The sequence below is a fragment of the Kribbella sp. WER1 genome (assembly GCF_054189145.1).
Genome location: NZ_CM135186.1, coordinates 1594832 through 1620325, shown reverse-complemented (window position 1 = coordinate 1620325; position 25494 = coordinate 1594832). Strand labels below are relative to the sequence as shown.

The following is a 25494-nucleotide window of genomic DNA, read 5'->3' as shown; positions in this document are numbered from 1 at the left end:
GAACGTGGTCCGATTCCTGCCGTTCCTGATCAGCCTGGTACTGACCGTGTACGCGCTGTTCTCCTGCATCCAGACGCCCGACGAGGACGTTCCGCACCTGCCGAAGCTGGTGTGGATCCTCCTGATCGTGTTCGTCCCGTTCGCCGGGCCGATCGTCTGGCTGCTGGTGTCGCGTACCCAGGTCGAGCGTCCGGAGGCCGCCGTACGACGGCCCGCGGCACCGCCGGCCGCACGGCCGATGGCTCCCGACGACGATCCGGACTTCCTCAAGTCGCTGGACCGGTACCGGGACCCGCGGACCACCGTGCAGCCGCCGGAGCCGGAGGACAAGCCGAAGGACGGCGAGACCGACGCCGACGCAGACGACGGTAAGGCCTGATTTCCCAGGCCCTCCGTCCGTCAGGTGCGGGCGCTACGCGGACTTGCGGTGCTCGGGCAGCACCGTGTTGTCGCGCTCGGACTCCGTGGTGCCGCCCCAGACGCCGTACGGCTCACCGACCGACAGCGCGTGCTGCCGGCACTCGGGCTGCACCGGGCAGGTGCCGCACAGCGACTTGGCCACCATCTCGCGAGCGCGTTTGCGAACGCCACGCTCCGATTCGGGTGAGAAGAAGAGCTCCGGGTTGACGTCCCGGCAAGCAGCTTGTGACTGCCAGTCCCACAGATCCATGAGCGGGCGGGGCAGGCGAGGCATCCCTCTCGACATGGCAACCTCCTTGACTCACCGTAAGCGCGGACGGGCGCTCGGTGAAAACTATGCTCATCTCTTACGTAGTTCAACCCTTGTTGTCTCGAAGTTCGGGCGCATCGTTATCGCGGAGAGCCCGCGCGGGGCCGTCGCGGCCCGTGATCGGCGGTTTTCAGGCGGAAAGCGTGTTCACGTCATCACCTGATGTGACATAGGTCACTTTATCGGTGCAAAGTCGTCTGCACGTGCAGATGCCCAGGCGCCGTTTCAACGCCTGATTTCAGGCGTCGTAGCGGTAGTACTCGTGCGCTCCGTGCGCGATGTCCGTCGCGCCGGTCAACGCCCGGATGACGGTCGCGTGCGTCACTACGAGTACTGGTCCGTCGGTGCTCGCGGTGTGCCGGGCGAGGGCGTCGAGGGCCCGTTCGCGGACCCGGGTCAGCGGCTCCCACGGACGCTGGATGCCTTCCGGCCACTCCCCGTCGTACGCCTCCAGCTCGGCCTGCGCCGCGCGGACGTCGGCGGCGCTGCGCCACCGCCCGGTGTGGTCCGGGAGCCAGTCGCGGAGCTCGTGGTCGACCTTGACGCCGAGCGCGAGCCGGTGGCCGATGATCGCGGCGCTGTGCAGGGCCCGGGTGAACGGGGAGCTGACCAGGTACGTCGCGCGGATGCCGGAGAGCAGGTCGGCCAGTTCCTCGGCCTGCTTCATCCCGACGGTGGTGAGCGGGGCGGAGTCGGCCGCCGTCCCCGGCCAGCCGCGGGAGTCGATCGGCTCGTAGTCCGGCTCACCGTGGCGGACCAGGTAGATCTGCGTCACGGGCATGGGCGCTGCCTATGGTGGATCTGGATCACGGCCACGTTCTACCTCAGATGTCGGGCCCCCGCCCATCCACGCGGGTGGCCGGGCGGCGGCTGGAGCGGATCTGTTACCGAACTTGCGGACCGGACCTGATGCAGCTCTTCGAAGAGGTTGCCAGGCGGTCGCGGCGAGTCGATCCAGCGGATCTCCGTCGCGCCCTGGTGACCGTGCACGGCCAGGATGGACTCGACGTTCGGCCAGACGGCGGTCGCCGGGTTGTCACCGCGCCAGCGCAGGGCCACCGAACCGTCGGTGAACTCACACCCTTCCGCCACCACACCCGTGCCCGACACACCACTGGGATCCCGATACCGCACCAACTCGAAGGTCCGCGGCCTCACCACCTGCTGCACTCCCCGAAGTCTCGACCGGTCTTGCAGCAGTCAACGAAACCGAACGCAGCTGGTTACTGCCCGGCAACTTTCCGCAGCATGAAGACCCGCGCCGCCGGGTCCAGCCCGAACGCGGGAGTTCGTCTCGGTGGGTGGTACGGATGTTCATGGGTGCTATTGTCTGTCCCGTGAAGCGTTGCTATTGGCGATTTTTTGAGTGGCCGGCCTTGGTGCCGGGCGACTCAGCCGATCGCTGACGCCCACCGCAGACACCAGAGCCGGCTCGAAGGCAAGGACACCCGTCCTTGCCTTTTCTCGTTTCTTCAGCCGGCTGCCTGCGCTGCAACGCGAGCGGACCGGCGGAAAGGTCCCCCTTCATGAACACCCTGCCGAAACCGACCGAACAGTCCCGCGTCGTCGACCGCCGGATCGAGAAGACCGTCCCGTTGGTCACCCCGCAGGCGCTGCACGACGAGTTCCCGCTCGACGACGACCTCGCCCGCACCGTCGCCGACGGCCGGCAGGCGGTGGCCGACGTACTGAACGGCGCCGACGACCGGCTCATGGTCGTGGTCGGCCCGTGCTCGGTGCACGACGCGGACGCGGCCCTCGAGTACGCCGAGCGGCTGCGCCCGGTCGCGGAGCGCCTGTCCGACGGACTGCTGGTCGTCATGCGCGTGTACTTCGAGAAGCCCCGCTCGACGCTCGGCTGGAAGGGCCTGATCAACGACCCGGACCTGGACGGATCCGGCGACGTGAACCGCGGCCTGCGGATCGCCCTGCAGCTGCTGACCAAGGTCACGGAGCTCGGTCTGCCGATCGGCTGCGAGTTCCTGGACCCGATCACGCCGCAGTACATCTCGCAGGTGGTGAGCTGGGGCGCCATCGGTGCGCGTACCGTCGAGAGCCAGGTGCACCGCCAGCTGTCGTCCGGCCTGTCGATGCCGATCGGGATGAAGAACCGCCCCGACGGCTCGATCGCCACCGCGGTCGACGCGATCAAGGCGGCCGCCGTACCGCACGTCTTCACCGGTATCGACCACGACGGCGCCCCCGCGATCCTGCACACCCGCGGCAATCCGGACTGCCATCTGGTACTGCGCGGCTCCGACAGCGGCCCGAACTACGACGCCGACTCGGTCGCCGGCGCGGTCGACCTGCTCCGCACGGGCGGCCTCCCCGAGCGGGTGGTCGTCGACGCAAGCCACGGCAACAGCCGCAAGGACCACACCCGCCAGCCGATCGTCGCCGCGGAGATCGGCGAGCAGGTTGCGGCCGGCAACAAGGCGATCGTCGGCGTGATGCTCGAGTCGTTCCTGCAGGAAGGCCGCCAGGACCTCGACCCAACCCGAGCCCTGACCTACGGCCAGTCCATCACCGACGCCTGCATGGGCTGGGACACCACCATCCAAACCCTCGAACAACTCCACACCGCAGCACTCACCCGCCGCGGCTAGCCCCGCCCGGGAGCCGCGCCTGCGGCGCGCCGCGCCGCCCCGCGCCGCCCGGCGCCGCTCCGCGGTGGGCGCTCGCGTGGTGCAGTTGGCTGTTCATCGTGCCGCGCGAGCTGGTGCCACCTCCGCGCGCCAGCGACCTCATTCCAACCCCGCCCCGAGCGAAGCGAGGGGCGGGTGGAGTGTTCACCTACGCGTCTAGCGTCGGCTACAGCCTGCCTTTAAGGTCCGGACCATGACTGACATGTCCCGGCGCCTGGTGCTCGGCTCGGTCGTGGGTGGGGCAGCGGTCTCGCTGCTCCCACCCTCGCTGCACACAGCGATGGCGCTACCCGCCCGGCGTGGCGGCCTGCGCGCGATCGAGCACGTGATCGTCCTGATGCAGGAGAACCGCTCGTTCGACCACTACTTCGGCACGCTGCGCGGCGTCCGCGGGTACGGCGACCACCGCCCGCTCCGCCTGCGCAACGGCAAGAGCATCTTCCACCAGCCGAAATCCGGTGGCGGCGAGGTACTCCCGTTCTCGCTCCGCAAGGCCGCCGCCGACGCAGGCCGCAACCCGGACGACATCCAGTACCTCGACGCCCTGGCCCACGAATTCGCCGACGCCACCCAGGCCTGGGCCGGCGGCTGGAACGACGACTGGGTCCAGGCGAAGACCGCCGCCACCATGACCCACTACGAGCGCCAGGACATCCCGCTGCAGTACGAGCTCGCCGACACGTTCACGATCTGCGACGCGTACCACTGCTCGGTCAACGGCTCCACCAACCCGAACCGCACCTACCTCTGGTCGGGCACGGTCGGCAACGAACCCGGTACGACGGAGCGCGCGGTCACGAACGCGGCGTACGACTACGACCACGCCGGCTACGAGTGGACGACGTACCCGGAACGGCTGGAGAAGGCCGGCGTGTCCTGGCAGATCTACCAGGAGTGGGACAACTTCACCGACAACGCGGTCGAGTACTTCCGGACGTTCAAGGACGTCGGGCACCGGATCCTCGCGAACGTACCGGGCGGGTACCGGACGACCGAGGAGTTCTACGACAAGCTGTTCGCGAAGAGCGACGCCGAGCGGGCGATCGCCCTGCAGCAGCTGACCGCGGCTGTCGACAAGCTGCCGGCCGCGGACCAGAAGCTGTTCCGCAAGGCGATGTACCGTTCCGAGCCGGAGTCGCTGGTGCCGCGGCTGCGCGCCGACATCAAGGCCGGCACGCTGCCCCGGGTGAGCTGGCTGGTCCCGTCCTCGGTCGACTCCGAGCACCCCGGCTCGTCCACCCCGGTCGCCAGCGCGAACCTGATCTACGACGTCCTCGACGCGATCGCCTCCGACCCGGACACCTGGTCGAAGACCGTCCTGTTCGTGAACTTCGACGAGAACGACGGGTACTTCGACCACGTCCCACCGCCGGTCGCACCGCAGCCTGACTCCGGCGACAGCGACGACTGGTACGCCGGCAAGCCGATCGGCCTCGGCCCGCGCGTCCCGATGACCGTGGTGTCACCGTGGACCGTCGGCGGCCACGTGAACTCGCAGGTCTTCGACCACACCTCGGTACTGCGCTTCCTCGAAGAATGGACCGGCGTCCGCGAACCGAACATCAGCACCTGGCGCCGCACCGCCTGCGGCGACCTGACGTCGACCTTCGACTTCGACCGCAGCTACCGCCAGCCGCCGGTCGACAAGCCCGCCCCGGTCCCGCCCCCCATCGACCGCTGGCACCCGTCCCCGCCCGCCGACCAGTCACTCCCGGTCCAGGAGCCCGGCCGCCGCCCCGCCCGCGCACTGCCTTACGGGCCATCCGTCTCGGGATCAGTGGCCGACGGCAAACTCATGCTTGCCCTAAGCAACCACGGCGCCGAGTCCGCCCACTTCACCATCTACCCGTACGGCGGCGAACTCCCCGCCCCGACCCACCACGACGTCCACCACCCCAACCCGGACAAGACCCCCGGCACCACCCCGACCCTCGTCGAGATCCCCGTCGACGGCCCGTTCGAACTGGCCGTCCAAGGCCCGAACCGCTTCTGGGCAGAACTCGCCGGCTCATCCGCAGGCGCCGCCGCCGGCCTCGACGTACGCATCGAAAACCGCGCCGGCGCCCTCCAGCTCCACCTGGTCAACACTTCCCGCAAACAGCTGACGGTCAAGCTCAACGCAACCAACTACGGCAGCAAAACCACCACACTCGAACTACGCGGCAAACAATCCCGCCCCCTCTTCTGGCCAACCGACCAAGGCTGGTACGACGTCGAGATAACAACCCCCGACGACCCCACCTACCGCCGCCGCCTCACCGCCCACCTAGAAACCGGCAACCCCACCATCACCGGCTAACAACCAAAACTCCTGTGGCAGTGGGGATGTGCTGGTGCTGTGGTGGTGAGGATAGGGAAGAGCTGACAGGTGCCGTATGTGCCAACGCCCGACCGGGCGCCCCAGCAGGAACCGCCTGAGCAGCGTTCGCCAGCGCCAGCGTCCCGGATAGAGTTCACATGCTTGCCTGCAGAGGTGCCTACCTGTCGTCCACCGGGCCACGCGTGCTCGCGCCGCGAGAGGCGAGCTGTGGTCGTGTAACGGGGCTGGTCTCGAACCTGGAGCAGGGCGGGGTCGCAGCTGTGTTGTGAGGCTTGCCTGCAAGGGAACTCGCGACCGCCAGTCAGGGTGTGGGCTGGTGTGGGCCCACGAATTGTCCACAAAACAAGGGCATTCCGATTCGAAACTGTCGGTCGAGGCATCTAGGGTTAGCGGTATGGAACTCCTGGGCGAGCGACCGGCATGGTCGATGAGTGGCAGCGAACTGCTGTCCACTCTCGACACGCTGGACGCCGAGATCGCCCGCCTCGAGTCCTACCGCCTGCACGTGATCGCCGCGGTCGAATCCACCGGCTATGCCACCGAACTCGGCGCCCGCGACACCGCCGAACTCCTCCGCTTCCGCTACCGCCAAGACGCCACCACCGCCCGCCGTACCCTCCGCCTCGCCCAGGCCCTCCCAAAGTACCCATCCGTGGCCGCCGCACTCGACGACACCGCCACCCCTCAATCCGAGACTGACCTAGATGTCGACGCCGAGGATGAGGATGGCGGATGGTTGTTGCGGCCAGCCCAAGCAGAGGCGATCGTGTCCGCACTGGACCGCGTCCCGACCCACGTCCCGATCGAGGATCGCGACGCCGCCGAACGAGAACTGATCGGTTTGGCGGCGCACCTGTCCCCGCTCGAGCTCCGCCAGGCAGGCGCCCGGATCCGAGATCTCCTGGACACCGACGGTCCCGAACCGGAGGAGGCGAAGGCCGCCGCCCGCGAATCTCTCACCCTCACCCCAGCCGACCGCGGCGTAAAGTTCCGCGGCTACCTGGCCAACGAGAACGCCGAACTGTTCCGCACCCTCATCCACACCGGCGCCCGCCCCCACAAAACCATCGACGGCGACCCCGACCCCCGCTCCCGCGAAAGCGCCAGGCCGACGCTCTCAGCACCACCCTCACCATCGCCGCAGCCGCCACCGACGCCGGCTACGCCGCACCCCACACGCCCAACCCCGCCCGCCAAACCCACACGAGCCAAACCGACGCCCGCGCGAACGACGTACACGGCGGCGACGTACACGGCGGCGTACGCGAGGACGGCGTACGCGGGGACGGCGTGCGCGGGGACAGCGCGTGCGGGGACAGCGCGTGCGGGGACGGTGTGCGCGGGGACGGCTCATGTGGGGACGGCGTACGCGGGGACGGCTCGTGCGGGGACGATGCGCGCGGCGAAAGCGCACGCGGGCGTGACGTGTGTGACGGCGGTGTATGTGGGGACGGCGTGCGCGAAGGCGACATACGCCGGCACGCTGTGCGCGGCGACGGCGAGCACGAGTGTGGCGTGCGTGAGGGCGGTGTGCGCGGGGACGACGGACTCAAGGACGGTGCGCGTGAGGGCGGCGTACGCGGCGGGGACGTCGTACCTGGGCGGGCCGAGGTCCCCGGCCGGTCCGGGGCTGCGAGCGAGCGGGTGCCTGGGTTTGGTGCCAAGGCGCAGCTGACGGTCACGATCGACTTCCGGGATCTGCAAGCAGCAGCGGCCGACGCGACGGGGCAGTTGGTGTTCGGCGACGGGCTGTCGGCGGCGACCGTACGGCGGCTCGCCTGCGACGCGAAGATCATCCCCCTGGTGCTTGGTACGAACTCCGAACCATTGGACGTCGGCCGCAGCGAACGCCTTGTCACGCGGGCAATCCGCCGCGCCCTGAACGCCCGCGACAACGGGTGTGTTGTCTGCAACGTGCCGCCGGTTATGTGTGATGCCCATCATCTGGTGTCGTGGGTCGACGGTGGGGAGACGAAGGTCGACAACCTTGTTCTGTTGTGTCGTCGTCATCACGTGGATTTGCATGCTGGGCGCTGGACGATCGCGATCACGAACGGGAAGGTTCAGGTCGCGCGGCCGGCGTTGGCCGAGTCACCACCAGGCCGGCGCAAGCGAGCTCGGACCGAGCCGTCGCCTACCTGGCGAGGGGGGACGCAAACCGCTCCGCCACCTGCCTGGGGCGAGCGAACACGCGCCGTTCCGTCATCTGCCTGCGGTGAGCAGACGCAGGTCGAGCAGCCATCTGCCTGCGGTGAGCAGACGCAGGTCGAGCAGCCATCTGCCTGGGGCGATCGGGTGCGGGCGGAGACGTCGTCTGCCCGCGTCGAGCGGATGAGTGAGCCGTCGTCTGGATGGCGCGAGCCGGTCCGGGACGAGCGGGCGGGCGAATCGTTGGCGGATGCAACGGCGACGACAGAGTTGTCGGGTGTTGAGAGTGGGGCGCGAGTGTCGCGGGCGGATGGAGAGGGCGTGCCGGATGGTGCGGGGGCGGCCTTGGCATCTGTGGGGCGGTCGGTGGTGGGTGAGTCTGTTGTGGCCTTCGGTCGTAAGTCGCGGTGGAAGGCTGATGAAGGTGCGCTTCGGGAAGCGGCTGAGTTTGCGTTGATCGACACGCCTGCCAGTTGAAGAGTTGCTGGAGTACGAACGTGAGGCCGGACTTCCAGGCGCTGGAGCCGCGCGGGTGATTGCCGTGGGTGGAGCATGACCTCCGCGGGCAGCCGGGCTGACTGCGGAGGTGCGCCGGGGGCGTTGAATGCGACGCCGAAGGTACTGCGTCGCCCGTACGTCGATCTGCGCGTGCGGCTCCCGGCGCGCGGCTCCCGCGAGCGCCCAGCGGGCAGCTCACCCGGGCCTCGGACGGCCGGCTGCCGGTGGGGCTCGGCAGGCAACTCCCGGCCGGCGGTTCGCCAGGTCCTCGGGCCGTGGCTTCCGGCGGGTAGCTCAGCAAGTCTTTGGGCGGGTGGTTCGCGGGCGGCTCCCGGCGAGGGGTCGGCGAGCAGCTCACAGGCCTTCGAGTGGGATGGGTTCAGTTGCGTCCAGCAGAGTGGTGTACGGCGGGCCGGCCACCCCGCCGTACACCACTCTGCTGGACGCAACTGTGGACTGTTTGGTGGGCAGCTCAGCCCGTCTTCGGGTGGGCGGCTGGCGGCGGAGGCTCGGCGGGCAGCTCACCGGTCTTGGGGTGGGCTGGTGCCGGCGGGTGGCTCGCCGGTTCTTCGGGCTCGCGGTGGGTAGCTCAGCAAGTCCTCGGGCGGGCGGTTCGGCGGAGTGCGCAGCGGGAGGCTTGGCTGACTGGTTGGTGGGCTGCTCAGTGGCCTGCTCAGTGGGCTGCTTAGGGGCTTGCTCGGTGGGTGGCTTGGGGACTGGTTGGTGGGTTGCTGGTTCTGGGCTGTGGTGGCGGTGGGATCGGGGTGGGCGGCGCGCCGTGGGGTGGTGGGGAGGGGTGGGGGAGGTGGTTTGCTTGGTGTTTGTGCCCTGAGTGCGGGCGATGCGGACCACTTGGAGCTGGTGGAGCCATGAGCGAGTACGACGAAGAGAATCGCGGCCAGTTTCACTTCAGTAGTCGGCGTGGGTGGATGAATGATGTGAATGCGCCGCTGTATTACCGCGGCGTCTACCACCTCTACTTTCAGCACGCTCCGGACAGCCTCGTGTGGGACACGATGCATTGGGGGCACGCGACCAGCGGTGATCTTGTGCATTGGGAGCAACACCCGGTCGCGCTCGATCCGAAGGTGCATCCAGGTGACCTCTGGTCCGGTGGTGGCGTGGTGGATCTCGCGAATACGAGCGGCCTGAAGAACGGCGACCACGACCCGATCCTTGTGTACTCCGGGACGAACGGGGTCACGGTGTTCTACAGCCTGGACGGTGGCTACACGTTCACGGTGTACGCCGCGGGGAAGCCGGTGGTCACGCCCGGTGGAACGAGCCGCGATCCGAAGGTGTTCCGGGATCCCGTGTCGGAGACGTGGGGCATGGTCGTGTGGTCGGATGACGGCGACAGCGGCAACGGCGTCGACTTCTACACCTCGCTCGACCTGCTCGACTGGACGTTCGCGTCGCGGTACCGGGCGGACTGGTTGTTCGAGTGCCCGAACATGATCCGGATGCCGGTCGGCGGCGGGTATCGGTGGGTGCTGCACTCGGGCAGCGGCGAGTACCTCGTCGGCGACTGGGACGGTGCGACGTACACCTCGGACTGGACCGCGCCGGCGAAGATCAACCGGACGACGACGTTCGCGGGCAGTGGGTACTACGCGGGTCTGACGTTCGAGAACATGCCGGACGAGCGGATCGTGTCGATGGCCTGGCAGGGGGAGAACAAGGGGTCGGTGTGGACGGGCAACGCGTCGTTCCCGGTCGAGCTGCGGCTGGCGGAGACAGCTGTCGGATTGCAGATTGTCTGCAATCCGATTGTCGAAATCGCAAGCCTGCGCACCGATGCACAGACCTGGTCGGACGTGGTCGTGGAGGACGGAGCGCATCAGCCAAAGGCTGGTGAGACGTACGAACTCCACGCGATCATCAATGTCCAGCACGCGCGGCGGTTCACGGTGAAGGTGGGAAGGGCGGTCACGTACGACGTGGCCGAGCAGACGCTGGACGGCGCTGCGCTGCCGATGGTCGACGGCCGGATCACGTTGCGGCTACTGGTGGATCGCGATCAGCTGGACGTGTTCGGGAACGACGGCGTGGTCTACCAGAGCTACAACGTCCGCCCGACCGGGCCGGAGCTGATCGCCGAAGGACGGGCCGTCGTGGAGCAGTTGACGATCCACCAGCTCGGGTCTATCTGGCGATAGCCGCCGTCCGGGCCTTCGTCACCGTGATCAGGTCGGCGGGGGACAGGCCGATGTCGAGACCGCGCCGGCCGCCCGACACGTAGACGGTCGGGTGGTCGGCGGCGGTGCTGTCGACGACCGTTGGCAGCGGGCGTTTCTGGCCGATCGGGCTGATACCGCCGACGACGTACCCGGTGCTGCGTTCGGCGGCGGCCGGGTCGGCCATCACGGCCTTCTTCCCGCCGGCGGCGGCCGCGATCGCCTTCAGATCGAGCTGCTTGCCGACCGGTACGACGCCGACCGTGAGCTTCCCGTCCACCTCGACGAGCAGCGTCTTGAACACCTGCTCCGGATCGAGCCCGAGCGCCTCCGCGGCCTCCAGCCCGTAGGACTTCGCCGCCGGGTCGTGCTCGTACGCGTGCGTCGTGAACTCGACCTTCGCCTTGGTCAGCGCGACCGTCGCCGGCGTCCCCTGGCTCTGCTTCGCCTTAGCCACGGGTCGACTGTACGAGACGCACGCAGCAGTGCCCCGGTGTGGGGGCAAGCTCCGCCCGCAGGTCCGCGTCGAGCCCCGCGACCACGCCCGCGACCAGCTGGAGGTTCATCCCGCACACCAGCTGCGGATGCTCCTTGACCAGCCGACGGAAGGGGCAGTTGCCCAAGACGATCCCGTCCTCGTCGACCCGCGGTTCGAACCCAGCCGTCTCCAGCACCCGCATCAAAGCATCGTCACCGGCACCGCGAGCGAGTTCTTCGCCGTACTCGTACGCCCGCCGGTTGGCGGCCTCCCGGGGCGTGACGGTGCCGGTCTCGGCGTCCTGGATCGCGGCCGCGAGCAGCTGGCCGGCGACGGCGTACTGGCGTTCCGGGAGGCTGATCTCGATCTCGCGGTCGGAGCGGTGGTACAGCTTCGCGGGCCGCCCCGCGCCCGGACCGGTGCGCCCGGTCCGCCGCTCGTAGCAGGTCTCGAGCAACCCCTCCTCGGTCAGCCGGTCGAGGTGGAACGCGGCCGTCGTCCGTGGGATCCCGAGAGCGCTCGCGGCGTCGTCGCGGCTGACCGGCTCGGCGTGCGCGACGACGTACTCGTAGAGCCGGCGCCGGGTCGGCTCCTCCAGTACGGCGACCGCCTGGACGGCGGCATCGCGCGAGGTGTCCACGGAATGATTCTATCGACAACTTCGGTTGATGAAACAGTATGATGGCTGTTCGCTGATACCTCAGGGAGTGTGCAGATGGCGATCTCGGCCGACCTCGAGTCCGTCCCCCTCCATATCGTTGCCCGCCGCGAGCAGATCGACCTGCCGGCCGCGCAGCGTGCCGTCGCGGACCTGCTGACCGCGCTCGGACGCGACCCGCAGAGCGCGCACCTCGCGGACACCCCGCGCCGGGTCGCGAACGCGTACGCCGAAATGCTCACCCCACGGGAGTTCGAGCTCACCACGTTCCCGAACGACGAGGGGTACGACGAACTCGTGCTCGCGAAGGACATCCCGGTGCAGTCGTTGTGTGAGCATCACCTGCTGCCGTTCCAGGGTGTGGCGCATGTCGGGTACCTGCCCGGCGACCGGATCCTCGGGCTGTCGAAGCTGGCCCGCGTGGTGGAGCTGTTCGCGCGCGACTTCCAGGTGCAGGAACGCCTGACCAAGCAGGTCGCCGACTGGCTCCAGGACCACCTGGCCCCGAAGGGCGTCGGCGTGGTGATCGAGGCCGAGCACCAGTGCATGTCGCTGCGCGGCGTCCGGGCGACCGGCTCGCGCACCGTCACGTCGGCCCTGCACGGCACGCTCCGGGAGAACCCCAGCTCCCGCGCCGAGTTCTTCGCCCTGACCGGCCTCACCCCCTGACCTGAAAGGGCTGCCCCTGAGCTGGAGGGCTGCCCCGTCAGCTGGAGGGTTGCCACCTGAGCCCGGGGGTTGCCCGCTCAGCTGGAGGGTTGCCCATCGGGAATCTGAGGGGGCAACCCTCCAGCTCGGGGGATATCCCCTGAGTCGGAGGGTTCGCGGGGCTAGGCCGAGGCGGCGGCGGGGGTTGCGTGGTGGGTGCGGCGTCCGGTGGCGAGGATGTGGGCGACCTCGCCGGGGAGCAGGTCCGTGCCCGGGACGGGTTCCATCTCGGAGACGTCCAGCCAGCGCACCACGGTCGCACCGTGGTGACCGTGGACGGCGACGATGGAGTCCAGGTCCGGCCAGACGGCCGTGGAGGGGTTCGCGCCGTGCCAGCGCAGAGCGACGGAGCCGTCGGTGAAGACACAGCCTTCGGCGACGACGCCGGTCCCGGAGACCCCGCTGATGTCGGCGTAACGGACGAGTTCGAACGTCTGGGGTTTCACCGGCGACACCCCGTCTGGCGTGTGAGAGCTGCCATGATCCTTTCCCCGTAGTGGTGGCCCTGTGGTAGTGGCAGGGGTGGGCTCTCGCCACAAACCGGGGACGTGTACCGAGTGTCAGCGGGGAAGAACGGTCTGTAGCGACTCATCTTCTGTTCTCAAGCTAGAACCAAACCCCCCGAACGCGCCAGACCCTAAACCGCGTGTCTCGATCCGCGACACGTGATCGAATGTGTCAGGTGTTCCTGACGCTTGGTACCGATCTGTCCGGAGTTGAGGCTCCCGCGAGCGATTTCGGGTTCCTGCTGCACAAGAACCCGGCGCGTCCGCAGGCGATCGACGTGACCGGCGGATCGGCGCATGTTTTCTACCCGGAGGCGACCGCCGAGCGCTGCACGGCCGCCGTACTGCTGGAGGTCGACCCGATCGGTCTGGTGAAGGCCGGCCGCGGCAAGGCGACCGAGGGTTTCACGCTCGGCCAGTACGTGAACGACCGCCCGTACGCCGCATCCAGCCTGCTCTCGGTCGCGCTCGGGAAACTGTTCCGTACGGCGATGAACGGCCGCTGCGACGCCCGCCCGGAACTCGCCGCGCGGGCGATCCCGCTGGACGTGCACGTCCCGGCGCTGCCGTGCCGCGGTGGCGCCGAGCTGGCGGAAGGGCTGTTCGCGCCGCTCGGGTGGACCGTCGACGCGCGCCCGGTGCCACTCGACCCGGAGATCTTCGCGTGGGGTGACTCGCGGTACGTCGACCTGCGGCTGACCGGCGTACTGCGGCTGGCCGACGCGCTGAACCACCTGTATGTGATGCTCCCGGTGCTCGACGACGCCAAGCACTACTGGGTCGGGTCGGACGAGGTCGACAAGCTGGTCCGGGCCGGCGAGGGCTGGCTGGCGGCGCATCCGGAGAAGGAGCTGATCTCGCGCCGCTACCTCGCGCACCGGCGGTACCTCGCGGACGCCGCCCTGGAACGGCTCGCGGAGGCCGACGGGTTCACGCTCCCGGAGGAGTCGGCCGAGGAGGACGGCCTCGCCCGCCCGGAGAGGTCGCTGGCGGTGGAGCGTCGTACGACGGTGGCCGGCGTACTGCGGGAGCTCGGCGCGCGGCGGATCGCGGACGTCGGCTGCGGCGAGGGCGCGCTGGTCGGCGAACTGCTCAAGGATCCAATGGTCGGCGAGCTGATCGCAACGGACGTGTCGGCGCGCTCCCTGCTGGCCGCGAAACGCCGGCTGCACTACGACGACCTGCCGGACCGGCAGCGGGACCGGCTGAAGTTCCTGCAGTCGTCGGTGACGTACGCCGACGACCGCCTCGCCGGGCTGGACGCCGTTGTCCTGATGGAGGTCGTCGAACACGTCGACCTGCATCGTCTCCCGGCGCTGGCGCACTCCGTCTTCCGCGCGGCACGCCCGGCCGCGGTCGTCGTCACCACCCCGAACAGTGAGTACAACGTGCGCTTCCCGTCCCTCCCGGCCGGCAACTACCGGCACCCGGACCACCGCTTCGAGTGGACCCGCGCGGAGTTCCAAACCTGGTCCCACCAAACCGCCGCCCGCTACGGCTACACGGTTGAGTTCCGCCCGGTCGGCCCCGACGACGCCGAGGTCGGCCCGCCCACCCAGCTCGCGCTCTTCCGCCGCGAGGTGGTGAACTGATGCAGATCCCGAAGCTGTGTCTGGTAGTGCTCGTGGGGGCGAGCGGGTCCGGGAAGTCGACGTTCGCGCGGCGGCACTTCCTGCCGACCGAGGTGATCTCGAGCGACTTCTGCCGTGGGCTGGTGTCCGACGACGAGAACGACCAGGCCGCCACGAAGGACGCCTTCGAGGTGCTGAACTTCATCGCCGGCAAGCGCCTGGCGGCCGGCCGGCTGACCGTGATCGACGCGACCAACGTGCAGCCGGACGCGCGCAAGGAACTCGTGAACCTGGCCCGCGAGTACGACGTACTCCCGGTCGCGATCGTCCTCGACCCGCCCGAGCGCGTCTGCGTCGAACGCAACGAGCAACGCGCCGACCGCCAGTTCGGCAGCAAGGTGGTCGTCCGGCAGCGTTCGCAGCTCAAGCGCGGTCTGCGCAGCCTGAAACGCGAGGGCTTCCGCACCGTCCACGTCCTCGGCGGCGTCGACGAGATCGATGCCGTGAGCATCGAACGGACCCGGCTCTACAACGACCTCACCGACCACACCGGCCCGTTCGACATCATCGGCGACGTGCACGGCTGCCGTCCCGAGCTCGAACGCCTGCTCATCGACCTCGGCTACACGCTGACCCGGGACGCTGCGGGCCGCCCGATCGACGCTGCGCATCGGGATCGGCGTGCGATCTTCGTCGGCGATCTGGTCGACCGCGGCCCGGACACTCCCGGCGTACTGCGGCTCGTCATGGGAATGGTGGCCAGCGGCAACGCGTACTGCGTGACCGGCAACCACGAGGACAAGCTGCTCCGGGCGCTGCGCGGCAAGAACGTCAAGATCGGCCACGGCCTCGAGACCACGCTGGAGCAGCTGGCCGCGGAGCCGGCCGAGTTCCGGGACGAGGTCGCGGCGTTCATCGACGGGCTGATCTCGCACTACGTGTTCGACGGCGGCAAGCTGGTCGTCGCGCACGCCGGCCTGGTCGAGCGGATGCACGGCAGGACCAGCGGCCGCGTCCGCTCGTTCTGCCTGTACGGCGAGACGACCGGCGAGACCGACGAGTTCGGCCTGCCCGTGCGGTACCCGTGGGCGAACGACTACCGCGGCCGCGCGATGGTCGTCTACGGCCACACGCCGACGCCGGAGCCGGAGTGGATCAACAACACGATCTGCCTGGACACCGGATGCGTGTTCGGCGGTTCGCTCACCGCGCTGCGCTACCCGGAGCGGGAGCTGGTGTCGGTCGCGGCCGCCGAAGAGTACTACGCGCCCGCGAAACCGTTGCATGTGGCAACCGCACCGGAACGCGAGCCGGATGTCCTCGAGCTGACCGACGTGACCGGCCGCCGGGTGATCGAGACCGCGACGCACGGCCGGCTGAGTGTCCGCGCCGAACAGGCCGGTGCGGCGCTCGAGGTGATGAGCCGGTTCGCGATCGACCCGCGGTTCCTGCTGTACCTGCCGCCGACGATGAGCCCGGTCGCGACCTCGCCGGAGCCGGGGCTGCTCGAGCACCCGCGGCAGGCGTTCGAGACGTACCGCGGGCAGGGCGTCACGGAGCTGGTGTGCGAGGAGAAGCACATGGGCTCGCGGGCCGTCGTACTGCTGACCCGAGACGACGAGGTGGCCGGGCAACGGTTCGGGCTGGCCGGGCGCGGGGCGATCCACACCCGGACCGGGCGGTCGTTCTTCGACGCGGAGCTGACCGACGAGCTGCTGCTCCGGCTGCGCGCGGTCGCGTCCGCCGCGGGTGTCTTCGAGGAGCTGGACACGTGCTGGGTGCTGCTCGACGCCGAGCTGCTGCCGTGGAGCGCGAAGGCCGAGGACCTGCTGCGGAACCAGTACGCCGCCGTCGGCGCGGCCGCCCGTACGTCGTTGCCTGCCGCAACCGCCGCGCTGCGATCGGCGCGGGACGCCGGCCTGGACGTGGGCGAGCTGCTGGCGACGGCGGAGCGGCGTACGGCGAACGCGGAGCGGTTCACGGCGGCGTACCGGCGGTACTGCTGGCCGACGGACGGGCTGGACGGCATACGACTGGCGCCGTTCCAGGTACTCGCCTCCGAAGGGGTGACGTACCACGAACGGCCGCACCGTTGGCACCTCGACCTCGCGGACCGGATGGTTGCCGCGGGCCCGGAGCTGATCACGCCGACGCGACGGCTGTACGTCGATGCCGGCAACTGGGACGCCGGCATCGCGTGGTGGGAGGAGCTGACCGCCGCCGGGGGAGAGGGGATGGTCGTGAAGCCGGCGGCGAACCTGACACGGACGGCGAAGGGGCTGGCGCAGCCCGGGCTGAAGGTCCGCGGGCAGGAGTACCTGCGGCTGATCTACGGCCCCGACTACACCGACCCGGCGAACTTCACCCGCCTCCGGGACCGGAACCTCGGGCACAAGCGGTCGCTGGCGTTGCGCGAGTACGCGCTCGGTCTGGAGTCGCTCACGCGCGCCGCGCAGGGCGAGCCGCTGTGGCGGATCCACGAGTGCGTCTTCGCCGTGCTTGCCCTCGAATCGGAGCCGGTCGACCCGCGGCTGTGACCGGCGGGCGGTTGGTTTCCGGCGTGTAAACGTCTTCCGTCAGGGGTTGGCAAGGTGTGACATTGCACTTAAGGTCTGTGCAATGTCACACGGTACAGAGGTCGACGTTCAGCTGACCGGCGGACTGCTGCATGCCTGGCAGCAGCGGAACCGGGACGCGACGATCCCGCACGCGATCGCCGAACTCCGCAAGGCCGGCAACCTGGAGAACCTCCGCCGCCTGAGCGATCCTTCGGCCGGGCCGTACCGCGGGCGGTACCCGTTCCTCGACACGGACCTGTACAAGACGCTCGAAGGGCTCGCGTACGAGGTCGGCCGTGAGGATGCGCCGGCCGGAGCGCGCGAGTTCTACGACGAGGTCGTCGGACTGCTCGAACAGGCACAGGCCGACGACGGCTACCTGAACTCGTACTTCCAGGACCCGGACCAGCCGAAGCAGCCGTGGTCGGACCTCGGCTGGGGGCACGAGCTGTACAACCTCGGCCATCTGATCCAGGCGGCCGTCGCCGCGCATCGTCAACTGTCGGACAGCAGATTGTTGACAATCGCCCGGCGGTTCGCGGATCTCGTCGTCCGCCGGTACGGGGCGGACGGCGAGGAGGTCGTCGACGGTCATCCCGAGGTGGAGATGGCGCTTGTCGAGCTTTATCGTGAAACCGGCGAGCCGGCGTACCTCACCCAGGCGCGGTTGTTCGTCGACCGGCGCGGGCAGGGGAAGCTCAAGCACACGATCTTCCCGGGGGAGTACTTCCAGGACCACGTCCCGTTCCGCGAGCTGCCGTCGGTGACCGGGCACGCCGTACGGATGGCGTACCTCGCCGCGGGTGCGGCCGACGTGTACCTGGAGACCGGCGACCCGACGCTGCTCGCGGCGCTCGAGCGGCTGTGGGACGACATGGTCGCGACCAAGCTGTACTTCACCGGCGGGCTCGGCAGCCGGCACTCCGACGAGGCGATCGGCGACCGGTACGAGCTGCCGTCGGAGCGGGCGTACGCCGAGACCTGCGCGGCGATCGCGACGATGCAGTGGGCGTGGCGGATGTTCCGCGCGACCGGCAAGGCGCCGTACCTCGACGTGTACGAGACGGTGCTCTACAACGCCTACGCTGTTGGGCTCTCGGCCGACGGTACGGCGTTCTTCTACGACAACCCGCTGCAACGCCGCCCCGACCACGAGCAGCGCTCCGGGGCCGAGGACGGCGGCGAACTCCTCCGCCGCGCCTGGTTCGGCTGCCCGTGCTGCCCGCCCAACATCATCCGCTGGATGTCCGAACTCCAGGACCACGTCGCCCTCCAGCGCGACGACACCCTGTACGTCGGCATCTACGCGAACGCCCGCCTCACCACCGCGGACCTCACGGTCACCGTCACCACCAACTACCCGTGGGACGGCGAAATCACCCTCACGATCGAGAACGCACCGGCAGAAGAACGCACCATCGCCCTCCGCATCCCAGCCTGGTCAACCGACGCGCAGCTCACTGGTGGGCAAGAAGCTGAGGATGGATGGGCAACTGTTCGGCGGCGGTTTGTTGCCGGAGACACCGTTCGGTTGACGTTGCCGATGGCACCAAGAGCGCACGGCGTGCACCCGTACGTGGACGCGGCCCGTGGAGCGCTTGCCGTTGCCCGCGGCCCGCTTGTCTATTGCGTCGAGCAACAAGACGTCGACGCCCCGGTCGACGACCTGCTGCTGGCACCGGCGGCGGTCGCGGCAGCAACCCGGCGGACGAACGACGACCACGTCGTACTCGACCTGACCGCCGGCGTCGCTCCGCCGCCGGCGTCCGGCCTCTATCCCGTCCTCACCCGAACACCCCAGACTCCGCCGCTCCAAGGAGGCGCCTCGAAGCGCGTCCCGGTGACGTTGTCGCCGTACTTCCTCTGGGGAAACCGTCAGCCCCTGGCCATGCGTGTGTGGCTGCGAACCGAAAGAGAAGACTGATGAAGAGAACCTCGAAGCTGGTCGGGCTGGTGGCCGCGGCCGCGTTGGCCCTCACCGCGTGTGGCGGCGGCGGTACGTCCGGGACGAAGGGCGCAGCCGACGGCCCGGGTGCCAAGGCCGCACAGGGCGGTACGTTGCAGGTGCTCGCGAACGCGGCGTTCTCGCACCTGGATCCGGCCCGCGGGTTCGACGGCGGCGTGAACAACTTCTACCGGTTGGTCTACCGCACGCTCACCACCCAGGGCGCGGCGCCGGGCGCGGACGGTACGAAGATCGTCCCGGATCTCGCCACCGACACCGGCAAGCCGGCCGACGGCGGCAAGACCTGGACGTTCACGTTGAAGGACGGCCTGTTCTTCGAGACCGGTGCGCCGATCACCAGCGCGGACGTGAAGTGGGGCGTCGAGCGCGCCTGGGACCCGGAGATCGGGATCGGCTCGCCGTATGCGAAGCACCTGATCGAGGCGCCCGCGTCGTACCAGGGCCCGTACAAGTCGGGTGACCTGGCAACGATCGTGACCCCCGACGCGAAGACGATCGTGTTCCACCTGAAGAAGCCGTTCGCGGACTTCGGCAGCGTGGTCGCGCAGAACACGTTCACGCCGGTACCGAAGGGTCAGGGTGCCGGCAACGCGCTGGACAGCAAGCCGATCGCGTCCGGCCCGTACAAGGTGGCCGACTACAAGCCGGGCGCGTCGCTGAAGCTGGTCCGCAACGACAAGTGGGACAAGAAGACCGACGACGTCCGGACCGCGAACCCGGACGTGTTCCAGTGGACGTTCGGGCTGGACCCGGCGACGATCGACGAGCGGATGATCGCCGGCCAGGGCACCGACGCGGACGCGATCGCCGGCACCGTCCAGGCGGCCACGGTCGCCCGGATGCAGACGCCGCAGCTCAAGCAGCGGACGATGACCGGCATCAACGGCTGTACGACGTACATGGGCCTGAACACCACGAAGAAGCCGCTGGACAACGTGAAGGTCCGGCAGGCGATCAACCTCGCGGTGAACAAGCAGACCGTGCGGGACGCGGACGGCGGCTCGGCGCTCGCCGAGATCGGTACCACGATCCAGCCGCCGACGATCACCGGCCGGGTGGACTACGACCCGTACCCGAGCCCGGACCACAAGGGCGACGCCGACGCGGCCCGCAAGCTGCTCACCGAGGCGGGGTTCGCGGACGGCTTCACGATGACGCTCGACACCCGCGCGCAGCCGAAGATGCAGGCGATGGCGGTCGCGATCCAGCAGGCGCTGGAGCCGTTGAAGATCACGGTCAAGATCAACACGATCGACACCGCGACGTACTACGAGGTGATCGGTACGACGTCCCAGCAGCACGACGCGGCGATCACCGGGTGGTGCCCGGACTGGCCGTCCGGCGCGACCTTCCTGCCGCCGCTGTTCGACGGCCGCAACATCACCGCGAAGGGCAACACGAACCTGTCGCAGCTGAACGACCCGGGCGTGAACGCGAAGATCGACGAGATCTCCAAGCTCACCGACGTGGCCGCGGCGAACAAGGCGTACGGCGAGCTGGACAAGCAGATCATGGCGCTCGCGCCGGTCGTCCCGCTGCTGTACGAAAAGGTCCTGATGCTTGTCGGCAGCAACATTGGCGGCGCCTACCTTCATGACGGGTTCTCGGGCGGGATCGACCTGGTGTCCGTCGGCCTGAAGGACGCGGGCAAGTGACAACCAGCCCCACGCTGGCCGAGATCGAGGAGGCGGTGCCGACGGCATCGCCCACCTCGGGCCGGCGGCTGCTGACCACGATCCTGCGGGACAAGGGCGCGGTCGCCTGCCTGGTGTTCCTCGGGATCGTCGTACTGATGGCGATCGCGGCGCCGCTGATCGTCAAGCTCAGCGGCTGGGGGCCGTACCAGTTCGACTCCGCGGCGATCAACTCCGACCTGGGCGGGCTGCCGCGCGGGGCGCTCGGCGGGATCAGCGGCTCGCACTGGTTCGGCGTCGAGCCGCAGAACGGCCGCGACCTGTTCGCGCGGATCGTGTACGGCGCGCGGGTGTCGATCACGATCTCGTTGTCGGCGACCCTGCTGACCGGGATCCTCGGGGTGGTGCTCGGCATGCTGGCCGGGTTCTACCGCGGCTGGGTCGACCAGGTGATCTCCCGGCTGATGGACTTCCTGATGGCGTTCCCGGCGCTGATCTTCATGATCGCGATCCTGTCGTCGCTGCCGTCCGGGAACCGGCCGGTGCTGCTGGTCGTGGTGATCAGCGCGTTCGGCTGGCCGTACCTGGCCCGGGTGATCCGCGGCCAGACGATGACGCTGGCGAACCGCGAGTTCGTCGAGGCGGCCCGGGCGTCCGGGGCGAAGGACACCCAGGTGGTGTTCCGGGAGATCCTGCCGAACCTGCGCGGCTCGATCGTGGTGATGACCACGCTCGCGATCCCCGGGTACATCGGCACCGAGGCGGGCCTGTCGTTCCTCGGCGTCGGGGTGTCGCCGCCGACCGCGTCCTGGGGCCAGATGATCGCGAGCTCGGTCAGCTGGTACTCCGTGGACCCGATGTTCTTCGTGATCCCGGGCGCGTTCCTGTTCCTCACCGTGCTGTCGCTGACGGTGCTCGGCGACAAGATCCGCACGCGCATCGACCAGGGGGAGGCGGCATGACGCGCTACGTCCTCGGACGGCTCGGCGGCGTCGTGCTGATCCTGCTCGCCGTCTGCCTGTTCACGTATCTGATCTTCTTCGAGCTGTCGCCGGATCCGGCCGTGATGATCTGCGGCAAGACCTGCACGCCGGAGCGCATCGACTCGATTCGCAACGTGCTCGGGCTGAACCAGCCGCTCCTGACCCAGTTCTGGGAGTTCCTGAGCGGGATCTTCGCCGGTCGCGACTACGGTTCGGTGCACTGCTCGGCGCCCTGTCTCGGGTACAGCTTCCAGACCAACGAGTCGGTGTGGAGCATGATCACCGCCCGGCTGCCGGTCAGCGTGACGGTCGCGGTCGGTGCCGCGGTGCTGTGGCTGCTCGCCGGCGTGATCGGCGGGCTGATCAGCGCGGTCAAGCAGGGCACCTGGTGGGACCGTTCGGCGATGGCGCTCGCGCTCGGCGGCGTCAGCGTGCCGAACTACGTGCTCGCGCTCGTGCTGCAGTACGTGCTGGTCGTGAAGCTGCAGGTGCTGCCGTTCCCCTCGGTGGTGTCTTTTGTTGACAATCCGATTGTCTGGTTCCAGTCGTACCTGATGCCGTGGGTGGTCCTGGCGGTCGGCTACGCCTGTCTGTACGCACGGCTGACCCGGAGCAATGTCATCGACACGCTGTCCGAGAACTACTACCGGACCGCCCGGGCGAAGGGCCTGAGCGGCGCGCTGATCATGCGCCGGCACGCGCTCCGGCCCGCGCTGACGCCGATCACCACGATCTTCGGGATGGACTTCGCCGGGCTGCTCGGCGGTGCGCTGATCACCGAGACCGTGTTCGGCCTGAACGGGATCGGCAAGCTGGCCGCCGACTCGATCGCCAAGAACGACCAGCCGGTGATCATGGCGGTGACCCTGCTGGCCGCCTTCTTCGTTGTCATCGGCAACGTCGTGGTCGACCTGCTCTACACCGCCCTGGATCCGCGAGTACGGGTGGTGTCGGCATGAGTGACGAACTGTTGATTGTCGACAATCTGACGGTCACGCTGCCGACCGGTCGCGGTCCGGTCGACGTGGTGAAGAACTTGTCGTTCACGGTCGCCAGGGACGAGACGGTGGGGATCGTCGGCGAGTCCGGGTCGGGCAAGTCGATGACCGCGCTCGCGGTCCTCGGGCTGCTGCCACGCGGCGCCCGGACGTCGGGCAGCGTGAAGCTGGACGGCGCCGAGCTGCTCGGGCGGACGGACCGCGACCTCCGGTCGGTGCGCGGCAACGCGATCTCGATGGTGTTCCAGGACCCGTTGTCGTCGCTGAATCCCTACTACACCGTCGGTCTGCAGATCGAGGAGATGTACCGCGCGCACCGCGGCGGGTCCCGCAAGGACGTCCGCCGGATCGCGATCGAGGCGCTGGAGCGGGTCGGGATCCCGGACCCCGGCCGCCGGGTGGATCACTATCCGCACCAGTTCTCCGGCGGTCAGCGGCAACGGGTGATGATCGCGATGGCGTTGTGCTGTTCGCCGTCGCTGCTGATCGCGGACGAGCCGACCACCGCACTCGACGTGACCGTACAGGCCCAGATCCTCGAGCTGCTGGCCGAGCTGCAGGCCTCGACCGGTACCGGGATGATCTTCATCACCCACGACCTCGCGGTGATCAGCTCGATTGCCCAGCGGGTGCTGGTGATGCAGTCCGGGGACCCGGTCGAGTACGGCACCGCGGAACAGGTGTTCTCGGACCCGCGGCACGAGTACACGCGGATGCTGCTGGACGCCGTACCCAGAATCGACGACGGCATCGACGACGAGGTGGCGTCATGACATTGCTGGAAGTGCGGGGCGTGACGAAGGAGTTCGTCACCCGGGGCGAGGGCGTCCGGGCGCGGAAGACGACGTTCACCGCGGTCGACGACGTGAGCTTCGAGGTCGAGTTGGGCGAGACGCTCGCGATCGTCGGCGAGTCCGGCAGCGGCAAGTCCACCACGGCCCGGATCGCGGCCCGGTTGCTGGAGCCGACGAGCGGTACGGTCGTCTTCGACGGCCAGGACGTGACCCGTGCCCAGGGCAAGGATCTCGCCGCTTTCCGGAACAACGTGCAGGTGGTGTTCCAGGACCCGTTCTCGTCGCTGAACCCGCGGTACACCGTGGAGCGGATCATCACCGCGCCGCTCACCTACCAGGGCATCACGCCGACCGGTTCGCGGCGGGCGTTCGCGCAGGAGCTGATGGAGCGGGTCGGGCTGAACCCGGACCACTGCCGGCGGTACCCGGCGCAGTTCTCCGGCGGCCAGGCGCAACGGATCGGCATCGCCCGCGCGCTCGCCGTCAACCCGAAGCTGGTGATCTGCGACGAGGCGGTCTCGGCGCTGGACGTGTCGATCCAGGCGCAGGTCCTCCAACTCCTGATGCGGCTGCAGCGGGAGAGCGGGTTCAGCTACATCTTCATCGCCCACGACCTCGCGGTGGTCCAGCAGATATCCCAGCGCGTCGCGGTGATGAACCGAGGCAGAATCGTCGAGCTGGGGTCGCGCGAGCAGGTGTTCGGCGAACCCCGCGACCCCTATACGAAAACCTTGCTGGCGGCCGTACCGCGAATCAACCCCGAGTGGGACGCGCGGCGCCGGGAGAAAGGCAGCAGATGACGAGCTACACGATTCCCGGACTGCACGTCCGGGAACACACCGTCGACGTTCCCCTCGACTGGGAACGGCCGGGGGAGTCGATCAGCCTGTTCGCGCGCGAGCTGGCGGATCCGGCCCGCCGTGACGAGGACCTTCCGTACCTCGTCTACCTTCAGGGTGGACCTGGCGGGAAAGGCCCGCGGCCGGTCAGTGCGTCCGGGTGGATCGGGCAGGCGCTGAAGACCCACCGGGTCGTGCTGATGGACCAGCGCGGCACCGGCCGCAGTACGCCGATCACCGGCCGGCGGATGGCCGCGATGACCGCGGAGGAGGGCGCCGCGTACCTCGCGCACTTCCGGGCGGACTCGATCGTCGCGGACGCCGAGCACCTGCGGAAGGCCGTGTTCGGCGGCAAGCGCTGGTCGACGCTCGGCCAGAGCTACGGCGGATTCCTCACGCTCACCTATCTCTCGAAGGCGAGCGAGGGCCTGTCGGCCTGCTACGTCACCGGCGGGCTCGCGTCGATCGACCCGTCGGCCGTCGAGGTCTACCGGCGGACGTACCCGCGGGTCGCGGCGAAGAACCGCGAGTTCTACCGGCGGTACCCGCACAACGTCGACCGGGTCGGCCGGATCGCGGACCGGCTCACGGCGGGCGACGTACGGCTGCCGGACGGTGACCTGCTGACCGTCCGCCGGCTGCAGTCGCTCGGGATCGACTTCGGGATGCAGCCCGGGTACGAGCGGATCCACTGGCTGATCGACGAGGCGTTCGACGAGGATTTTGACGGGGACGAGCTGTCCGACACGTTCCTGGGCCAGGTCCAGGCGCAGTCGTCGTACCTCGGGAATCCGCTGTTCGCGGCGCTCCAGGAGAGCATCTACGGATCCGGCGACGGCGCGACCGGCTGGGCGGCCGAGGCGGAGCGGGCGCGGCGCCCGGAGTTCGCCGAGGACGCGCGGCCGCTGCTGTTCACCGGCGAGATGATGTACCCCTGGATGTTCGAGGAGATCCGCGGGCTGCGGCCGTTCCAGGGCGCGGTCGAGCTGCTTGCGCGACGCCCGAGCTGGCCGGAGCTGTACGACCACGACAAGCTCGCCGCGAACGACGTACCGGTGGCCGCCGCGGTCTACTTCGACGACATGTACGTCGACTCCGGGCTGCAGCTGGACACCGCGAGCCGGGTCGGGAACGTGCAGGCGTGGGTGACCAACGAGTACGAGCACGACGGGCTCGGGTCCGACCGCGTGTTCGAGCGCCTGACCGAACTGGTCGCCGCCATCGGGGGTGGCATCCGGGACCGGTGACGGTCGTGTTCCACAATGGGCGATCAGGGAGGTGAA

General features: G+C 69.0%; 21 protein-coding genes. 16 read left to right on the top strand and 5 right to left on the bottom strand.

All coding sequences use genetic code 11. The features are described from left to right. The first annotated feature begins 4 nt into the window (after nucleotides 1–4). A complete protein-coding gene (locus ACXJJ3_RS07835; RefSeq protein ID WP_458169299.1) occupies nucleotides 5–379 on the top strand; it encodes a PLD nuclease N-terminal domain-containing protein in 375 nt (124 codons plus the stop codon). A gap of 33 nt (nucleotides 380–412) precedes the next feature. Here the strand turns inward: ACXJJ3_RS07835 and ACXJJ3_RS07830 are convergent, their stop codons facing one another. Next, nucleotides 413–706, bottom strand: a complete 294-nt coding sequence (locus ACXJJ3_RS07830; protein WP_134097793.1) for a WhiB family transcriptional regulator — start codon at nucleotides 704–706, stop codon at nucleotides 413–415. A 262-nt stretch (nucleotides 707–968) separates the two neighbouring features. Next, nucleotides 969–1511 carry a histidine phosphatase family protein gene (locus ACXJJ3_RS07825; RefSeq protein ID WP_458169298.1) on the bottom strand — a complete coding sequence of 181 codons (543 nt, stop codon included), beginning with the start codon at nucleotides 1509–1511 and terminating at the stop codon, nucleotides 969–971. A 745-nt stretch (nucleotides 1512–2256) separates the two neighbouring features. Here ACXJJ3_RS07825 and ACXJJ3_RS07820 point away from each other — a divergent pair. From ACXJJ3_RS07820 to ACXJJ3_RS07800, 5 genes are all read left to right on the top strand, one after another. Further along, entirely contained in the window at nucleotides 2257–3336 is a 1080-nt protein-coding gene (locus ACXJJ3_RS07820) for a 3-deoxy-7-phosphoheptulonate synthase (RefSeq protein ID WP_458169297.1), read from the top strand. Nucleotides 3337–3568: 232 nt separating this feature from the next. After that, nucleotides 3569–5674, top strand: coding sequence for a phosphocholine-specific phospholipase C (locus ACXJJ3_RS07815; RefSeq protein WP_458169296.1), 2106 nt, complete (start codon nucleotides 3569–3571; stop codon nucleotides 5672–5674). Between the two features lie 415 nt (nucleotides 5675–6089). Beyond that, nucleotides 6090–7370, top strand: a complete 1281-nt coding sequence (locus tag ACXJJ3_RS07810; RefSeq protein WP_458169295.1) for a DUF222 domain-containing protein — start codon at nucleotides 6090–6092, stop codon at nucleotides 7368–7370. Beyond that, nucleotides 7340–8320 carry a DUF222 domain-containing protein gene (locus tag ACXJJ3_RS07805; protein ID WP_458169294.1) on the top strand — a complete coding sequence of 327 codons (981 nt, stop codon included), beginning with the start codon at nucleotides 7340–7342 and terminating at the stop codon, nucleotides 8318–8320. The genes ACXJJ3_RS07810 and ACXJJ3_RS07805 overlap by 31 nt, the downstream gene beginning before the upstream one ends. 890 nt (nucleotides 8321–9210) lie before the next feature. Next, the gene (locus tag ACXJJ3_RS07800; protein WP_458169293.1) at nucleotides 9211–10500 is read left to right on the top strand and encodes a glycoside hydrolase family 32 protein; all 1290 of its coding nucleotides are present in this window, start codon (nucleotides 9211–9213) and stop codon (nucleotides 10498–10500) included. Here the strand turns inward: ACXJJ3_RS07800 and ybaK are convergent. Both ybaK and ACXJJ3_RS07790 read right to left on the bottom strand, forming a co-directional pair. Then, the gene (gene ybaK / locus ACXJJ3_RS07795; protein WP_458169292.1) at nucleotides 10487–10975 is read right to left on the bottom strand and encodes a Cys-tRNA(Pro) deacylase; all 489 of its coding nucleotides are present in this window, start codon (nucleotides 10973–10975) and stop codon (nucleotides 10487–10489) included. The two genes, ACXJJ3_RS07800 and ybaK, sit on opposite strands and share 14 nt — an antisense overlap. Then, entirely contained in the window at nucleotides 10968–11636 is a 669-nt protein-coding gene (locus tag ACXJJ3_RS07790) for a helix-turn-helix transcriptional regulator (RefSeq protein WP_458169291.1), read from the bottom strand. Before ACXJJ3_RS07790 ends, ybaK begins: the two co-directional genes overlap by 8 nt. A gap of 75 nt (nucleotides 11637–11711) precedes the next feature. Here ACXJJ3_RS07790 and folE point away from each other — a divergent pair, with 75 nt between their 5' ends. Beyond that, the gene (folE, locus tag ACXJJ3_RS07785; RefSeq protein ID WP_344198065.1) at nucleotides 11712–12323 is read left to right on the top strand and encodes a GTP cyclohydrolase I FolE; all 612 of its coding nucleotides are present in this window, start codon (nucleotides 11712–11714) and stop codon (nucleotides 12321–12323) included. A gap of 161 nt (nucleotides 12324–12484) precedes the next feature. On the opposite strand, the gene ACXJJ3_RS07780 is transcribed toward folE, so the two are convergent. Next, nucleotides 12485–12808, bottom strand: a complete 324-nt coding sequence (locus ACXJJ3_RS07780) for a hypothetical protein (protein WP_458169290.1) — start codon at nucleotides 12806–12808, stop codon at nucleotides 12485–12487. A gap of 227 nt (nucleotides 12809–13035) precedes the next feature. Between ACXJJ3_RS07780 and ACXJJ3_RS07775 the strand changes: the two genes are divergently transcribed. The 9 genes from ACXJJ3_RS07775 to ACXJJ3_RS07735 all read left to right on the top strand — a co-directional run bounded on the left by ACXJJ3_RS07775 (nucleotide 13036) and on the right by ACXJJ3_RS07735 (nucleotide 25458). Then, nucleotides 13036–14460, top strand: a complete 1425-nt coding sequence (locus ACXJJ3_RS07775) for a 3' terminal RNA ribose 2'-O-methyltransferase Hen1 (protein ID WP_458169289.1) — start codon at nucleotides 13036–13038, stop codon at nucleotides 14458–14460. Beyond that, nucleotides 14460–16976, top strand: a complete 2517-nt coding sequence (locus ACXJJ3_RS07770; protein ID WP_458169288.1) for a polynucleotide kinase-phosphatase — start codon at nucleotides 14460–14462, stop codon at nucleotides 16974–16976. Before ACXJJ3_RS07775 ends, ACXJJ3_RS07770 begins: the two co-directional genes overlap by 1 nt. An 82-nt stretch (nucleotides 16977–17058) precedes the next feature. Next, nucleotides 17059–18921: a glycoside hydrolase family 127 protein gene (locus ACXJJ3_RS07765; protein ID WP_458169287.1), complete on the top strand. Its 1863-nt coding sequence runs from the start codon at nucleotides 17059–17061 to the stop codon at nucleotides 18919–18921. Beyond that, complete coding sequence (locus ACXJJ3_RS07760; protein ID WP_458169286.1) at nucleotides 18921–20618, top strand: ABC transporter substrate-binding protein; 1698 nt, start codon at nucleotides 18921–18923, stop codon at nucleotides 20616–20618. Before ACXJJ3_RS07765 ends, ACXJJ3_RS07760 begins: the two co-directional genes overlap by 1 nt. Then, nucleotides 20615–21559 carry an ABC transporter permease gene (locus ACXJJ3_RS07755; protein ID WP_458169285.1) on the top strand — a complete coding sequence of 315 codons (945 nt, stop codon included), beginning with the start codon at nucleotides 20615–20617 and terminating at the stop codon, nucleotides 21557–21559. The genes ACXJJ3_RS07760 and ACXJJ3_RS07755 overlap by 4 nt, the downstream gene beginning before the upstream one ends. Continuing rightward, nucleotides 21556–22539 (top strand): ABC transporter permease, encoded by a 984-nt coding sequence (locus ACXJJ3_RS07750; protein ID WP_458169284.1) that lies wholly within the window; start codon nucleotides 21556–21558, stop codon nucleotides 22537–22539. The genes ACXJJ3_RS07755 and ACXJJ3_RS07750 overlap by 4 nt, the downstream gene beginning before the upstream one ends. Further along, the gene (locus tag ACXJJ3_RS07745; RefSeq protein WP_458169283.1) at nucleotides 22536–23351 is read left to right on the top strand and encodes an ABC transporter ATP-binding protein; all 816 of its coding nucleotides are present in this window, start codon (nucleotides 22536–22538) and stop codon (nucleotides 23349–23351) included. The genes ACXJJ3_RS07750 and ACXJJ3_RS07745 overlap by 4 nt, the downstream gene beginning before the upstream one ends. Next, on the top strand, nucleotides 23348–24172 hold the full coding sequence (locus tag ACXJJ3_RS07740) for an ABC transporter ATP-binding protein (RefSeq protein ID WP_458169282.1): 825 nt from the start codon (nucleotides 23348–23350) through the stop codon (nucleotides 24170–24172). The genes ACXJJ3_RS07745 and ACXJJ3_RS07740 overlap by 4 nt, the downstream gene beginning before the upstream one ends. After that, entirely contained in the window at nucleotides 24169–25458 is a 1290-nt protein-coding gene (locus ACXJJ3_RS07735) for an alpha/beta fold hydrolase (RefSeq protein ID WP_458169281.1), read from the top strand. The genes ACXJJ3_RS07740 and ACXJJ3_RS07735 overlap by 4 nt, the downstream gene beginning before the upstream one ends. Nucleotides 25459–25494 lie beyond the last annotated feature (36 nt).

Coding starts and splice junctions, on each gene's coding strand:
- ACXJJ3_RS07760 (WP_458169286.1), top strand. CDS start 18,921: ATGAAGAGAACCTCGAAGCTGGTCGGGCTGGTGGCCGCGGCCGCGTTG.
- ACXJJ3_RS07825 (WP_458169298.1), bottom strand. CDS start 1,511: ATGCCCGTGACGCAGATCTACCTGGTCCGCCACGGTGAGCCGGACTAC.
- ACXJJ3_RS07750 (WP_458169284.1), top strand. CDS start 21,556: ATGACGCGCTACGTCCTCGGACGGCTCGGCGGCGTCGTGCTGATCCTG.
- ACXJJ3_RS07830 (WP_134097793.1), bottom strand. CDS start 706: ATGTCGAGAGGGATGCCTCGCCTGCCCCGCCCGCTCATGGATCTGTGG.
- ACXJJ3_RS07765 (WP_458169287.1), top strand. CDS start 17,059: ATGTCACACGGTACAGAGGTCGACGTTCAGCTGACCGGCGGACTGCTG.
- ACXJJ3_RS07820 (WP_458169297.1), top strand. CDS start 2,257: ATGAACACCCTGCCGAAACCGACCGAACAGTCCCGCGTCGTCGACCGC.
- ACXJJ3_RS07800 (WP_458169293.1), top strand. CDS start 9,211: ATGAGCGAGTACGACGAAGAGAATCGCGGCCAGTTTCACTTCAGTAGT.
- ACXJJ3_RS07810 (WP_458169295.1), top strand. CDS start 6,090: ATGGAACTCCTGGGCGAGCGACCGGCATGGTCGATGAGTGGCAGCGAA.
- folE (WP_344198065.1), top strand. CDS start 11,712: ATGGCGATCTCGGCCGACCTCGAGTCCGTCCCCCTCCATATCGTTGCC.
- ACXJJ3_RS07770 (WP_458169288.1), top strand. CDS start 14,460: ATGCAGATCCCGAAGCTGTGTCTGGTAGTGCTCGTGGGGGCGAGCGGG.
- ACXJJ3_RS07740 (WP_458169282.1), top strand. CDS start 23,348: ATGACATTGCTGGAAGTGCGGGGCGTGACGAAGGAGTTCGTCACCCGG.
- ACXJJ3_RS07735 (WP_458169281.1), top strand. CDS start 24,169: ATGACGAGCTACACGATTCCCGGACTGCACGTCCGGGAACACACCGTC.
- ACXJJ3_RS07775 (WP_458169289.1), top strand. CDS start 13,036: ATGTGTCAGGTGTTCCTGACGCTTGGTACCGATCTGTCCGGAGTTGAG.
- ACXJJ3_RS07815 (WP_458169296.1), top strand. CDS start 3,569: ATGACTGACATGTCCCGGCGCCTGGTGCTCGGCTCGGTCGTGGGTGGG.
- ACXJJ3_RS07745 (WP_458169283.1), top strand. CDS start 22,536: ATGAGTGACGAACTGTTGATTGTCGACAATCTGACGGTCACGCTGCCG.